The 14,494-nt window shown below is 64.1% G+C and carries 7 protein-coding genes and 2 pseudogenes; 1 reads left to right on the top strand and 8 read right to left on the bottom strand.

What is annotated here, in order from left to right:
- Position 1 precedes the first annotated feature (1 nt).
- The 5 genes and pseudogenes from ACETMP_RS21615 to aceE all read right to left on the bottom strand — a co-directional run bounded on the left by ACETMP_RS21615 (position 2) and on the right by aceE (position 9,190).
- The gene (locus ACETMP_RS21615; protein WP_375157773.1) at positions 2-2,119 is read right to left on the bottom strand and encodes an acetyl-CoA carboxylase biotin carboxylase subunit; all 2,118 of its coding nucleotides are present in this window, start codon (positions 2,117-2,119) and stop codon (positions 2-4) included.
- Positions 2,025-3,554, bottom strand: coding sequence for an acyl-CoA carboxylase subunit beta (locus ACETMP_RS21620; RefSeq protein WP_375157774.1), 1,530 nt, complete (start codon positions 3,552-3,554; stop codon positions 2,025-2,027). The genes ACETMP_RS21615 and ACETMP_RS21620 overlap by 95 nt, the downstream gene beginning before the upstream one ends.
- 17 nt (positions 3,555-3,571) lie before the next feature.
- A pseudogene (gene lpdA, locus ACETMP_RS21625) lies at positions 3,572-5,288 on the bottom strand (dihydrolipoyl dehydrogenase).
- 8 nt (positions 5,289-5,296) lie between these two features.
- Positions 5,297-6,578, bottom strand: a pseudogene (locus ACETMP_RS21630) (2-oxo acid dehydrogenase subunit E2).
- A gap of 17 nt (positions 6,579-6,595) precedes the next feature.
- Positions 6,596-9,190, bottom strand: a complete 2,595-nt coding sequence (aceE, locus tag ACETMP_RS21635) for a pyruvate dehydrogenase (acetyl-transferring), homodimeric type (RefSeq protein ID WP_375157775.1) — start codon at positions 9,188-9,190, stop codon at positions 6,596-6,598.
- A 419-nt stretch (positions 9,191-9,609) separates the two neighbouring features.
- Here aceE and ACETMP_RS21640 point away from each other — a divergent pair, with 419 nt between their 5' ends.
- Positions 9,610-10,470 carry a helix-turn-helix domain-containing protein gene (locus ACETMP_RS21640; protein WP_375157776.1) on the top strand — a complete coding sequence of 287 codons (861 nt, stop codon included), beginning with the start codon at positions 9,610-9,612 and terminating at the stop codon, positions 10,468-10,470.
- Positions 10,471-10,542: 72 nt separating this feature from the next.
- Here ACETMP_RS21640 and ACETMP_RS21645 read toward each other — a convergent pair whose 3' ends face one another.
- The 3 genes from ACETMP_RS21645 to ACETMP_RS21655 form a co-directional block, all read right to left on the bottom strand.
- The gene (locus ACETMP_RS21645; protein WP_375157777.1) at positions 10,543-11,766 is read right to left on the bottom strand and encodes an ABC transporter substrate-binding protein; all 1,224 of its coding nucleotides are present in this window, start codon (positions 11,764-11,766) and stop codon (positions 10,543-10,545) included.
- Between the two features lie 76 nt (positions 11,767-11,842).
- Complete coding sequence (locus ACETMP_RS21650; RefSeq protein ID WP_375157778.1) at positions 11,843-13,708, bottom strand: AMP-dependent synthetase/ligase; 1,866 nt, start codon at positions 13,706-13,708, stop codon at positions 11,843-11,845.
- Between the two features lies 1 nt (position 13,709).
- Positions 13,710-14,489, bottom strand: a complete 780-nt coding sequence (locus ACETMP_RS21655; RefSeq protein WP_375157779.1) for an enoyl-CoA hydratase/isomerase family protein — start codon at positions 14,487-14,489, stop codon at positions 13,710-13,712.
- Between the last annotated feature and the right edge of the window lie 5 nt (positions 14,490-14,494).

A 14,494-nucleotide genomic window follows, 5' to 3' on the forward strand; every position in this document is an offset into this window, starting at 1 on the left:
ATCAGGAAAACTCCATGATCACCGCGTCGACCGCCAGCGTGGCGCCGGCGGCGGCGTGGATCTTCTTGATCTGGCCATCGCGCTCGGCGCGCAGCACGTTCTGCATCTTCATCGCCTCGACCACGGCGAGCGTCTCGCCGGCCTTGACCTCCTGGCCGTCGGTCACGGCGATCGACACCACCAGGCCCGGCATCGGGCACAGCACCTTCTTGCCGGTGTCGGCCTTGTCGCCTTCCTTCATCCAGCGCGCCGCGGTGGCCTCGCGCTCGGTGAAGACGTTGACCGCGACCTCGTAGCCCTGATGCGCCAGCCGGAAGCCGTTCGGGATGGCGCGGACCTGCATCGCCACCGGATGGCCGTCGAGCGTGCCTTCCCACACCGGTTCACCCGGGATCCACGACGACAGCAGCTGATGCGGCGCGCCGAGCGAGCCATCGGCCTCGACGAAGCGGACCACGAAGCTTTCGCTCTCGCGGATGATCTCGAGCGGAATTTCAGTGCGGTCGAGCCAGACGCAGCGGCGGCGCTCGCGGATCACCGCCCGGCCGATCATCTGGCCGCTGATCTTGCGCTTGCGCTCGCCGATGACGTGGTCGATCGCGGCGCCGACCGCGGCGATGCAGCGGGCGACCTCGCCCTCCGGCGCGCGTGCGCAAAAACCTTGCGGGAATTCCTCGGCGATGAAGCCGGTCGACAGCCGCCCCTCGCGCCAGCGCGGATGCGTCATCAGCGCCGACAGGAACGGAATGTTGTGGCGGATGCCGTCGACATAGAACGCGTCGAGCGCGTGCGCCTGCGCCTGGATCGCCGCGGCACGCGACGGCCCGTGAGTCACCAGCTTGGCGATCATCGGGTCGTAGAACATCGAGATCTCGCCGCCCTCCTGCACGCCGGTGTCGTTGCGGATGGTGATGCCATTGGCGTTGCTCTCGGCCGGCGGACAATACTTCACCAGGCGGCCGATCGACGGCAGGAAGTTGCGGAACGGATCTTCGGCGTAGACGCGGCTTTCCACCGCCCAGCCCTTCAGCGTGACGTCCTTCTGCGCGATCTGCAGCTTCTCGCCGGCAGCGACGCGGATCATCTGCTCGACGAGGTCGATGCCGGTGACCATTTCGGTGACCGGATGCTCGACCTGAAGGCGGGTGTTCATCTCGAGGAAGTAGAAGCTCCTGTCCTGGCCGGCGACGAACTCGACCGTGCCGGCCGAGTCGTAGTTCACCGCCTTGGCCAGCGCGACCGCCTGCTCGCCCATCTTGCGGCGGGTGGCCTCGTCGAGCAGCGGCGACGGCGCCTCCTCGATGACCTTCTGGTTGCGGCGCTGGATCGAGCATTCGCGCTCGCCAAGATAGATCACGTTGCCGTGCTTGTCGCCCAGCACCTGGATCTCGATGTGGCGGGGATCGACGATGAACTTTTCGACGAAGACGCGGTCGTCGCCGAACGAGGCCTTCGCCTCGGCCTTGGCGAGATTGAAGCCTTCGGCGACCTCGGCCTTCGAATTCGCGATGCGCATGCCCTTGCCGCCGCCGCCGGCCGAGGCCTTGATCATGACGGGATAGCCGATTTCGTCGGCGATCTTGACCGCGTGGTTGCCGTCCTCGATCACGCCGAGATAGCCGGGCACGGTCGAGACCTTGGCCTTGGCAGCCGCCTTCTTCGATTCGATCTTGTCGCCCATCGCCGCGATCGCGCCGGGGTTGGGACCGATGAAGACGATCCCGGCCGCCTCCAGCGCGCGCGGAAACGCCTCGCGCTCGGACAGGAAGCCGTAGCCGGGGTGCACGGCTTGCGCGCCCGTCTTGCGGCAGGCTTCCACGATCTTCTCGATCACCAGATAGCTCTCGGCAGCCGCCGGCGGGCCGATCAGCACGGCCTCGTCGGCCATCTCGACATGGAGGGCTTCGCGGTCGGCCTCGGAATAAACGGCCACGGTCTCGATACCCATCAGGCGCGCGGTCTTGATGACCCGGCAGGCGATCTCGCCACGGTTGGCGATCAGATCTTCTTGAACACAGCTCTTCCTACAACGGCATGTTGTCGTGCTTCTTGGCCGGAATTTCCGTCTTCTTGTCACCCAGCATGACCAGCGCCCGCGCGATGCGGCGCCTCGTTGCATGCGGCATGATGACGTCGTCGATGTAGCCGCGCTCGGCGGCGACGAACGGCGACAGGAAGCGGTCCTCGTATTCCTTGGTGCGGGCGGCGATGTTGTCGGGCTCGCCGATGTCGCTGCGGAAGATGATCTCGACCGCACCCTTGGCGCCCATCACCGCGATCTGGGCGGTCGGCCAGGCGTAGTTCATGTCGGCGCCGATCTCCTTGGAGGCCATGACGTCGAAGGCGCCGCCATAGGCCTTGCGGGTGATGACGGTGACCAGCGGCACCGTGCATTGCGAATAGGCGAACAGCAGCTTGGCGCCGTGCTTGATCAGCCCGCCATATTCTTGGCTCGTGCCCGGCAGGAAGCCCGGCACGTCGACGAAGGTGACGATCGGGATGTTGAAGGCGTCGCAAAAGCGGACGAAGCGCGCGGCCTTGCGTGATGCGTCGGAGTCAAGCACGCCGGCCAGCACCATCGGCTGGTTGGCGACGAAGCCGACGGTGCGGCCAGCGATGCGGCCGAAGCCGGTGACGATGTTCTTGGCAAAGGCTTCCGCGATCTCGAAGAAGTCGCCCTCGTCCACGACCTTCAGGATCAGCTCCTTCATGTCGTAGGGCTTGTTCGGATTGTCGGGGATCAGCGTGTCGAGCGAAAAATCCTCGCGCTCGATGTCGTCGAAGCTCGGCCATTCCGGCACGCCTTCGCTGCTGTTGGCCGGCAGGAAGTCAAGCAGCCGGCGCATCTGCAGCAGCGTCTCGACGTCGTTCTCGAACGCGCCGTCGGCGATCGACGATTTGGCGGCGTGCACCGAAGCACCGCCGAGTTCTTCCGGCGTCACCACCTCGTTGGTCACCGTCTTCACCACATCGGGTCCGGTGACGAACATGTAGCTGGTGTTCTTCACCATGAAGATGAAGTCGGTCATCGCCGGGGCGTAGACGTCGCCGCCGGCGCAGGGGCCCATGATGACGCTGATCTGCGGGATCACGCCGGAGGCCTGCACCACGCGGCGGAACACGTAGGAGTAGCCGGCGAGCGCCGCGACGCCCTCCTGGATGCGCGCGCCGCCGGCGTCGTACAGGCCGATGATCGGCGCCCGCGCCTTCAGCGCCATGTCCTGCAGCTTGGTGATCTTGGCCGCGTGGGTCTCGGACAGCGAGCCGCCGAACACGGTGAAATCCTTGGCGAACACGAACACCTTGCGGCCGTTGACGGTGCCCCAGCCGGTGACCACGCCGTCTCCCGGAATTTTGGTGTTCTCCATCCCGAATTCGGTCGAGCGGTGCTGGACGAACATGTCCATCTCCTCGAACGAATGCTTGTCGAGCAGCAGGTCGATCCGCTCGCGCGCGGTGAGGCGGCCGCGCGCATGCTGCGCGTCGATGCGCTTCTCGCCGCCGCCGAGTTTGGCACCGGCGCGACGTTGTTCAAGGGCTTCGATAACGGACATCGATTGGGTCAACTGATCTACCGGTTTCTGGCGATTGGAGGCACGTCGGTGCAAATGCCCTCATAGACCTCGGCAGCCATGCCGATCGTCTCGCCGAGGGTCGGGTGCGGGTGAATGGTCTTGCCGATATCGATCGCGTCAGCCCCCATTTCGATCGCGAGGCAGATTTCCCCGATCATATCGCCGGCATGCGGTCCGACGATCACGCCCCCGACGATGCGACCGGTTTCGACGTCGAACACCAGCTTCGTCATGCCATAGGACGCGCCCGACGCAATGGCCCGGCCGGACGCGACCCATGGGAATTTTGCCGAACGGATCTTCCCTCCGGATTCGGCGACATCACGCTCGGTCTTGCCGACCCAGGCGATCTCCAGGATCGGTGTAGGCGACATTGGGGACGATCTTCGCCGCAAAGGCCGCCGGCTTCCCGGCAGCTACTTCCGCGGCGACGTGCCCCTCGTGAACGGCCTTGTGCGCCAACATCGAACCGCCGACGACGTCGCCGATGGCGAAGACGTTGCGCGCCGTCGTTCTCATCTGCTCGTCGACCTGAATGAAGCCGTTCGGATCGATTGCAACGCCGATCCGTTCGAGACCGAGTTCGCCGCTGTTGGGAACGCGGCCTGCAGATTGCAGCACGAGATCGTAGGATCGTGTCTCAACTGACGCGCCCGTGATAGCAACCGTTACGCCGTCAGGCGTCACCGCGGCAGTCGATACGCTGCTGTCAAGGTCGATATGCTCGAAGCGATGCGCGTTGCGCGAACGCCAGATCTTCACCGCATCGGCATCCACGCCCGCCAGGATATCGGGAAGCCTTTCGACAAGATCGATCTTGGCGCCGAGCGCGCTGTAGACGGTCGCCATCTCCAGCCCGATGATCCCGGCTCCGATCACGAGCATGCGGCCCGGAATGCTTCGCGGCGCGAGCGCGCCGGTCGAGGTCACGACCCGCTCGTCCTTGGGAAGCACCGCCAACTTCACCGCGCGCGAGCCCGTCGCGATGATACATTGTCCGAAATCGATCTGCTGCGAGGTTGCCCCCTCGCCGGCAATCTCGAGCCGCGTGGCGGAGACGAATTTCGCGGTGCCGCGGATCACCGTGACGCGGCGCGCCGCCGCCATCTGGTTCAGCCCATGCGTCAGCTTCGTGACGGTGCCGTCCTTGAAGGCACGCAGCGCCTGCAGATCAATCTGCGGCGCGCCGAAGCGAATGCCCATGTCGGCGATCCGCTCGGCTTCCTCTCTGACGGCCGCAACATGAAGCAGCGCCTTCGACGGGATACATCCGACATTCAGACAAACTCCGCCCAAGGTGCCGTAGCGTTCGACGATCGCGGTCCTCAGTCCAAGATCTGCGGCCCGAAACGCTGCTGAATAGCCGCCCGGCCCGCCTCCGATCACGACGAGATCGTAGCGCGTATGATCTGTTGCGCGCTGGCCAGCATCGGCCTGATCCGCCGAGACCGTCTCGCCTTGCGCGCCCGCTTCGTCCGACGCCGACGCCGTGCCAATCATGGAGCCTTGAGACACCTTGTCTCCAACGCGCAGCGAAATGCTCGTGATCACCCCTGCAATCGGCGACGGAATCTCCAGCGTCGCCTTATCGGATTCCACGGTGATCAAAGCCTGCTCTCGCGCGACGACGTCGCCCGCCCCGACGTGGACCTCGACGACTTCGACGTCTCGGAAATCCCCGATGTCGGGGACCCGGATCTCCTCTGTCCGCATCTGCGTCCTCACAATGCGAAGCGCCGCAGATCGGAGAGCACCGACGCGACGAAGCCCAGGAACCGGGCCCCGGCCACGCCGTCGACGACCCGGTGATCCCACGACAGACTCAGGAGAAGGACGAGCCGCGGTTCGAATTCCCGTCCATTCCAGACTGCCTCGGTGGCGGCACGACCGGCTCCGAGGATTGCCACCTCGGGCGCGTTGATGATGGGCGTAAATCCCTGACCGCCGACGCCTCCCAGAGACGACACCGAGAAACAGCCACCCTGCATCTCGCCCGACGCGAGCTGCCCCGCGAGCGCCTTGTCGGCGAGCGAGCGCATCTCCGCGGCGATCTGCCGAAGGCCCTTCTTATCGCAGTCCCGGATCACCGGCACGACCAGACCTTTCGGCGTGTCGACGGCGAAGCCGATGTGGACGTAGTGCTTGAGGATCAGCTCATCGCCATCGAGCGACGAATTGAAGCGCGGGTATTTCTGCAGCGCCAAGGCCGCGGCCTTGATCAGCAGCGACACCATGGTGAGCTTCGCCGTGTCCTTCGCGGCCTCGGCATTGGCGAGCTGACGAAAGGCTTCGGCGTCGGTCACATCCGCTTTGTCGAAATTCGTCACATGGGGAATGACGTTCCAGTTGCGCGAGAGGTTCGCGCCGGTCAGCTTCTGGATCCGCGTCAGCGGCAGGCGCTCGACCGCGCCGTACCTCCTCGAAATCCACCTTGGGCCAATCGACCGGCGCGTCGGACGCAGGCGCCATCGCCGGTCCCGATCGCACCAGTCCGTTGACGAAGGCCGCCACATCCTCGCGCAGAATCCGGCCCTTGGGGCCGGTGGGCACGACAGAGTCCAGCGCCACGCCGAGCTCACGCGCCAAAGCGCGAACCGACGGCGACGCATGCGCGGCCCCGCTGGGCTGCGGCTGCTGTGCACGTGCTGGCGAGCCATCGACTCGAGCGGCGGGCGCCGGCTGGGACAGCGCCTCCTGCTGCGAGAACCGTCGCTCCACCTGTGGCGCCGACGCAGCCGCCGGCGGAGGCGCGGTGGATTCACCGCGACCTTCGAGGATCATCAGGACCGAACCTTGAGAAACCCGCGCCCCGACGTCGATCATCAGTTTGGCCACCGTGCCTGCGGCCGGGGATGGCACCTCCATCGTCGCCTTGTCGGACTCGATCGACAGCAACGGCATGTCGATCGTGACCTTGTCGCCGACCGACACATTGATTTCGACGACCGGAACATCCCTGTAGTCCCCAATATCCGGCAGAACGACTTCAATTGAATGAGACATGCGCGCTCCGCCCTCTGTCAGCGAGACCAAGGCGATGCAACGCCGGTCGGCAATTCGTAGCTGGCGATGGCCTCGGCGACCTGCTCACGCGCCACTTCACCCAATTTTGCCAGCGCCGACAGCGCCGCAACGACGATCTGCTTGCGATCGACCTCGAAGAAAGATCTCAGCGCGGCGCGTGTATCGCTGCGCCCGAAGCCATCGGTGCCCAGCACCGTATAGGGCGCCTCGATGTAAGAACCGATCAGTTGCGGATACGCCCGGACATAATCCGATGCCGCGACGATCGGCACCTTGCCGCCGAGGCATCGTGCGACGTGGCTCTCGACCGGGGTCGACAGCGGCGAGAGCCGATTGGTTCGCTCCACCTCACGCGCCTCCCGCGCCAGCTCGGAAAAGCTCGTTGCCGACCAGACTTCACTGGGCACTTTCCATTCGCTTTGCAGCATCGCCGCGGCGGCGAGCGCCTCCGGAAGAATGGCGCCCGAGCCGACCAGCCTGATCTTCGCCGGCCCGTCAGCGCTCGGCAGCACCCGATAGAGACCCTTGATGATGCCGTCGCGCGCATCGTCGGGCATCGAGGGCTGCGCATAGTTCTCGTTCATCGCCGTGAGGTAATAGAACTCGTCGTTGCCCTGCTCGAGCATCGACCGCATGCCGTGATCGACGATGACGGCCACCTCGTAGGAGAATGCCGGATCGTAGGCCCGACAGTTCGGAACGGTCGCCGCCATCAGATGGCTGGACCCGTCCTGATGCTGCAAGCCTTCGCCGCCGAGCGTCGTCCGGCCGGCCGTCGCTCCGATCAGAAAACCACGCGCGCGCTGGTCCGCCGCCGCCCAGATCAGATCGCCGACCCGCTGAAAGCCGAACATCGAATAGTATATATAGAACGGCAGCAACGGGAAGTTATGGATGCTGTAGGAGGTCGCCGCCGCGGTCCAGGACGAAATCGCCCCCGCCTCGGTGATCCCTTCCTCCAGCAATTGACCGTCGATCGCTTCCTTGTAGTACAGCATCGAGCCGGCATCTTCCGGCTCGTAGAGCTGCCCCGCCGGCGAGTAGATGCCGACCTGCCTGAACAGGTTCGCCATTCCGAAGGTGCGGGCTTCGTCGGCGACGATCGGAACGATGCGCGGGCCGAGCGTCTTGTCCCTGAGCAAATTGGTGAAAAGCCGCACGATCGCCATCGTGGTCGACGCCTCCTTGCCGTCGCCGCGCAGCGCGAACTTCGCGTAGGATTGCAGCGGCGGCACCGGCAACGCCGCCGAAGCGCGTCGCCGCGCCGGCATGTAGCCGCCGAGTGCCGCGCGACGGGCGCGCAGATACTGAATTTCCGCGCTGTCTTCCGCTGGCCTGAAGAATTCCAGATTCTCGACTTGCTCGTTGCTGAGCGGCAGAGCGAACCGGTCGCGGAACGCATACAGCGCGTCGACGTCGAGCTTCTTGGCCTGGTGCGACGTCATGCGCGACTCGCCGGCACCGCCCATGCCGTAGCCCTTCTTGGTCTTCGCCAGAATGACGGTCGGCCGACCCTTCATGTCCTTAGCGGCAGCAAAGGCCGCGAACAGCTTCTTGAAGTCGTGGCCGCCGCGCTTCAGGCCGTCGATATCCGCGTCCGACATGTGCGCAACCAGCGCCCGGACCTCGGGGTCCTCGCTGAAGAAGTTGGCGAGGTTGTAGGCCCCATCCTTGGCGCCGAGCGTCTGATATTTGCCATCGACGGTGTCGGCGAATTTGCGCAGCAGCGCATGCTTGCTGTCGCGCGCGAAGATATCGTCCCAGTCCGATCCCCACAGCACCTTGATGACATTCCAGCCGGCGCCCTGGAAGAGAGATTCGAGTTCCTGAATCACCTGCCCGTTGCCGCGGACCGGCCCGTCCAGGCGCTGCAGGTTGCAATTGACGACGAAGGTGAGGTTGTCGAGATTTTCCCGCGCCGCCAGGGCGAGCCCGGCGATCGATTCCGGCTCGTCCATCTCGCCGTCGCCGAACACACCCCAGACGTGGCGACCAGCCGTCTGCACCAGGCCGCGATGCTGCAGATACTTCATGAACCGCGCCTGGTAGATCGCGCTGATCGGGCCGAGGCCCATCGACGCCGACGGCACCTGCCAGAACTCCGGCATCAGCCAGGGATGCGGATAGGACGACAGACCGGGGCCGCTCAGTTCCTGGCGATACAGCTTCAGATTTTCGTCCGACAGTCGGCCTTCGAGATACGCTCGTGCATAGACTCCGGGGACGAATGCGGCTGGAAATACACCAAGTCCCCCTCCGACTCGGAGCTTGACGCGCGAAAAAAATGATTGAAACCGACTTCGAAAATCTCTGCGGCCGAGGCGTAGCTGGCGACGTGCCCGCCGAGTTCGCCATAGGCCTTGTTGGCACGGACCACCATCGCGAGCGCGTTCCAGCGAATGATCGCCGTCAGGCGGGTCTCGATCGCGATGTCGCCGGGGTAGGGCTTCTGCTGCTCGAGCGGAATCGAATTGCGATAGGGCGAAAACGGCGGAGAGTCCGGCAGAACGCCGAGCTCCTTCGCACGCCGATCGAGCGCAGCCAGGATGTATCGCACGCGCGCGGCACCGGCGCTGTGGTGGAGCGATCAAGCGATGCGAGCCAATCGGCGGTTTCGACCGCGTCCTGATCGGCGTTGACGGCCTTGCGTGGCGGATCGATGTGTGCGGTCATGCGTCGGGCTCCCAGAAAGCCCGCGCTTGGTAGCATCGGGTGCTGTGGCACGTGCTGCTGAATACGGCCGCGTTCCGACGGATTGCCCGGCTCCGGAGGGACGCCGAGGTTCGCATCGCAGCATTCTCTGCTGTTGGTTTAATCAGGCAAGTGATCGAGCCGTGGGCCGCCTGACAGGTGCTTGGCGCTCACGCCGCAGTAGCGGGCATCTTGTCGCAGATCAGCGAACTCGACGGCTCGCCGCGACTAGTGACCTGACCTTTCAAAACAGCTAACCTCGGTTAGCAGCAGGATCTGCATCAAGGCTTGACTGACTTGACGAATTGGCAGGATTGAAATGCCGCCCGAGACCGAGTTCGATCGCGATTTTGCGCGAATGGATCTGCCCGATCTTCGGATCAATTATGATCCGGTCGATCCGGATCAGTTCGATCGTCCCGTCACTTCATTCTGTCTCGAAACCAGCAAAGACAACGACGACCTGCCGCTGCACTCACACCGCAAGGGCCAACTGGTCGTCGCATCTCATGGCTCTGTGATGTGCCGGGCGCCTGGCGGCTTGTGGATCGTGCCTCCGCAAGGCGCGGTATGGATCCCGGCCGGCGTGCAGCACAGCAATTGCGTGGCCGATTTCGGCAAGCTCTACACCGTGTTCATCGATCCGCAGGTCAGCATGCTGCCGCGGACCTGCTGCACGCTGATGATCACGTCGCTGGTGCGCGAATTGATCCACCGCCTCTCGGTGTTCCCACCGCTCTATCCGCTGGAAGGACCGACCAGCCGTCTCGGCCGGGTTTTGCTCGACGAACTCGTGCAGATGCCGACGACGGATGAAATGTATCTGCCGATCTCCCCCGACGCCCGTCTTCAACACCTCGCGACCTCCTTGTTGAATAATCCGGGCGACCGCAGCACGATGGACGAAGTCGCCTCGCGCTACGCGATGAGCGAGAGTACGTTCGCACGCTTCATCGCCAAGGAAACAGGGATGACCTTCGGGCGCTGGCGCCAGCGTCTCCACATTCTGATCGCCATGCAACGCCTCACGGCGGGCAGTTCGGTCCAGGCCGTGTCGCTGGAACTGGGCTACGAAACGCCCAGCGCGTTCATCACGATGTTCAAGAAGACGATGGGACAGAGTCCCCGCCGCTTCCTTGCCGAGCGGTCGCGCCTGATCAATTCGGACAGCTTGTCCTAGCTCGCACGTCGCTGCCTCCGCATTTGACGACCGCGACCCTACGACGCTTTCGCGGGGCCGCACGTAGCGACGTCAGCGTTTGCTGTAAGGCGCAAGCGGATACTCGAGCGACGCTTCCGCGATGGCCTTTGGAGCCACCACCCGCGGCCTGCCTTTCAAACCCTGCAGCATCACCATCGAACAGTGGATGTTCTGGCCGGTCTCGTCGAACTTGGTGTTGTCGCCGTACATCAGGAAAGGCTTCATGTCGGTCGTCTTGAGCGCGCCGTGAATCGCGGGCGATTCCGGCGACGCCGCCCGCGTCACGGCGTCTGCGACGATCTGCACAGCCTCGAACGCGCAGCCCGCATTGGCATCGAACCAGTCGTTCGGGTAGTCGGCCGCGAACATCTTCATGATCTTGTCGGTCTCGGCGCCCTTGGGATTGAGCCACAACGCCGACAGAATCGGACCGTCACCGTACTTTCCGAGCGCGTCGTGATACGCCTTGTCCGACACGCCGTTGGAGTTGGGTGAAAACACCATCTTGGGATCCCAGCCCTGCTTGATGCATTCGCGCGCGATCATGATCGCGTCGTTGACGCGCGTGACCGAGATCAAAGCATCGGCACCCGACGCTTTCGCCTTGGCGACCTCTACCGACAGATCCTTGGCCTTCTCGTCATAGGCAACGTACTGCGCGATCTTGAGCGGAACAGCCACTTCCTTCCACGCCTGATCGATGCTGGCCGCCGTCGACTGCCCCATCGTGTTGTTGAGATGGAGAACGACGGCGCTGCTCGGCGGATCCTTCAGCGTGCCGAGCACGGACTTCAGCTCGGTCAGCGATTGCCGCACGATGGTTAGCGACGTGGGGTAATAGCGGAACACTTGGGTGAAGCCCTGCGAAGTCACCTGGGTCGCGCTCGCGATGTGGACCACCATCGGCACCTTGGCGGCCTCGCAGGCCTGCAGTGCCGAAATGGTGGCGCCGGAATCCCACGCGCCGATCAGCACGGTGCAGCCCTGCCGGATCAGGCTCTCTGCGGCAATCCGGCCGTTCTCCGGACGGCTTTGCGTATCGGCGTGAACAATCTCGATGTCGAGGCCGAACTTCTCACGCGCGAATTTGGCGCCGAGATCGATGCCGCGCACGCAGGCTTGACCGGGAAACGCCAGCACGCCGCTGCTGGGCATGATCGCTCCGACCTTCACCTTCGTGGTTGCCGCAAACGATGGCCTTGATACCAGGCCTGCCGCAATTCCCAACCCGCTTCCGACAATCGTCCGCCGCGTGATTCCGCTTCGCTTGGTCATCTCGATGTCCTGTTGCTGAAGGAGTGAACTCTAGCTCGACTAGTAGCTTCGTACGTTTGGGGAGCGGCCGCCGACGTCAAAGGCCCATCTCGGCCTTGATCAGCTTTTCCTCGGTTTCGTCGTAGAGCGACGCGATCAGCGATTGATAGCGCTCGTTGATCTGCTTGCGACGCTTCTTCCGCGTCGGCGTCATCACGCCGTTCTCGAGCGACAGCTCCTCCGGCAGAATGCGGAACGCCTTGATCTGCTCGGCTCGCGCCAGCCTTCCGTTGGCCTTGCCGATCTCCGCCTCGACCAGCCGGTTGACGATCTCGGAGGCTGCCAGGTCGGCGTAACTCGCGATCTTGTCGTCGCGCGACTTCGCCCAGTCCATTGTGGCGGTGGCATCCACTTCGATCAGGGCGGTGAGATATTTTCGCCCCTCGCCGATGACCGCCGCCTCGGAGATGAAGGGGCTGTGCCTCAGCTCGTTTTCGATCTGAGTTGGGCTGATCGATTTGCCGTTCGACGTGTTGATGATCTCCTTCTTCCGGTCGACCAGCTTGAAGATTCCTTCCGGCGACACTTCGACGATGTCGCCGGTGTAGAGCCAGCCGTCGCGAAGCGCCGCTTTCGTCTCGTCCGGCTTGTTCCAATAGCCCGCGAACAATCCCGGTCCACGGACGATCATCTCGCCGTCCTGGAGCACGGCGGTTTCCCAAGCCGGATCCGGCAACGGGACCCCGACGTTGCCGGCCTTCGGCCACTCCGCCATCTGCACCAGATTGGCACCGACCAACTCGGTCTGGCCGTAGCACTCCTTGAGCTGCAAGCCCCACAGCTGCCACAGCGACATCAGCTCGGACGGCATCGCCGCCGACGAGGTGAACGCGACCTTCAGCTCGTCGAAACCGATCTCCGCGAGCAGCGGCAGGAACACTTGCTCGCGGCAGGCCGCGAACAGTTTCGAGACGAAGGCATCTTCGTGGCCGCCCTGACGGTCTTCGAGCGCCCTGCGCGCGATCGTCATGGCGAGCGCGTAGTTCTGATCTCCCGCAGCGCCGGCGGGATGCACCTTGCTGAGAATTTGCGTGGCAAAACGCTGATAGAACCGCGGCGGCGCCATGTAGTAGGTCGGCTTCACCTCTTTGATCGTCTGGGCGAAGTCCGCGGTCGTCTCGCCGAAATAAGGAACTGCGTCGGCGATCAGCGGCAACGTCGTCGCCTGCCCGCGCGCGACGGTGTGCGACATCGGCAAATGCACGACCACCCGGTGTTCCTCTTCGCGCATGCTGGGGCCGAACAGGGTGATGCAATGAGCGCCGGCGAGAATGGAAAGGTGCGTCAGCATGGCGCCCTTGGGGTTTCCGGTCGTCCCGGACGTATAGCCGATGCTGACGACATCGGACGCCTTTGCTGTCGCGCTCTCCTTCTGCAGAAAATCATGCGCACCGACATCGTGAGCTCCGACAAAGTCGGCCAGCGACTTGATCGACGCCGTGGCCTCGCCGGTCCAATCCGGGTCGAGCACGATGATGCCGCGGAGCTGCTCGGCCCGACCGGAGGCGATCACGATGCGAAGCTGCTGCTCCCCGCCGACGAACGCGAACTTCGCGCCTGAATCCGTGAAGCAGTAGGCCACTTCTTCGGGTGACGAGGTGAAGTACACGCCCACCATGACGCCACCGGCGCACATCGTGGCCATGTCGGCGATCAGCCATTCCTCGGACGAATCGCCCATGATCGCGACCCGATCGCCGCGCTCGAGACCGGCACGCCGCAGCGCGCTGGCCAGGTTCACGACACGCTGCGCATAGGCGCCCCACGTCATGGCGGTCCAGGCGCCGTGACGCTTTTGTTGCAAGGCGATCTTGTCGGGCCGCTCCGCGAGCCGCGCAGCCAAGAGCTGCGGGACGGTCGTATCGGCCAACTGGGCGCCGGATGTAATCGCAGCGACGTTCATCTCAGCGCTCCGCGAAACGCTTGCGCTTGGCCGCGAATGCGGCAACCGCCTCGGCCCGCTCGGGCGACTTGAAGGTCAACATCTCCAGCGCCGCAGAAGTGTCGAGCAGCAAATGGGCGTACTGCTTGACGATCTTGTTGACGCTGTACTTCGTCCACACGATCGATTCCTTCGGCCCGCTTGCCAGCAGTTCGGCGTATTCGATCGCGGCATCGAGAACGTTGCCGTCCGCGACCACCTCGTTGATCATGCCGATAGCAGCCGCTTTCTCGGCGGAGATGAATTCGCCGGTCATCAGATAGTGCTTCGCGCGCACCGGCCCCATCAGCAGCGGCCAGATCACCGCGCCGCCATCGCCCGCGACGACGCCGGCATTGACGTGCGTGTCGGCGAAACGAGCTGTCGAGCTCGCATAGATCACGTCGCAGAATAGCGCGAGCGTGGCACCCAGGCCGACCGCGACACCGTTGACGGCCGCGACGATCGGCACTTCGACTTCCAGCATGTTGCGGATGAGGTGGCGACCGCTGCGCGTCGGGGACGGGAGCGTTCCCTTATCCAGCGACTTCTGATCGCCACCGGAGCAAAATCCGCGGCCCGCACCGGTGAGAACGATCGCGTTGACAGAACTGTCGTGATCCAGCTTGAGAAAGACGTCTTCGAGCTCCTCGTGCATCTCCCAGTTGATCGCGTTGAGGATCTCCGGGCGGTTCATCGTGACGATCGCGACGCCGGTGGCGCGTTGTTCGACGATCAGGTACTTGTAGCCGTATTGCGACATTGACT

The sequence above is a fragment of the Bradyrhizobium dasycarpum genome, from assembly GCF_042019905.1.
In the GTDB taxonomy this organism is placed as follows: Bacteria; Pseudomonadota; Alphaproteobacteria; order Rhizobiales; family Xanthobacteraceae; genus Bradyrhizobium; species Bradyrhizobium japonicum_B.

Bases quoted from the DNA above. Each gene is read 5' to 3' on its own strand.
- ACETMP_RS21615 (WP_375157773.1), bottom strand. From the start codon at position 2,119: ATGCAACGAGGCGCCGCATCGCGCGGGCGCTGGTCATGCTGGGTGACA.
- ACETMP_RS21650 (WP_375157778.1), bottom strand. From the start codon at position 13,708: ATGAACGTCGCTGCGATTACATCCGGCGCCCAGTTGGCCGATACGACC.
- ACETMP_RS21640 (WP_375157776.1), top strand. From the start codon at position 9,610: ATGCCGCCCGAGACCGAGTTCGATCGCGATTTTGCGCGAATGGATCTG.
- ACETMP_RS21655 (WP_375157779.1), bottom strand. From the start codon at position 14,489: ATGTCGCAATACGGCTACAAGTACCTGATCGTCGAACAACGCGCCACC.
- ACETMP_RS21645 (WP_375157777.1), bottom strand. From the start codon at position 11,766: ATGACCAAGCGAAGCGGAATCACGCGGCGGACGATTGTCGGAAGCGGG.
- ACETMP_RS21620 (WP_375157774.1), bottom strand. From the start codon at position 3,554: ATGTCCGTTATCGAAGCCCTTGAACAACGTCGCGCCGGTGCCAAACTC.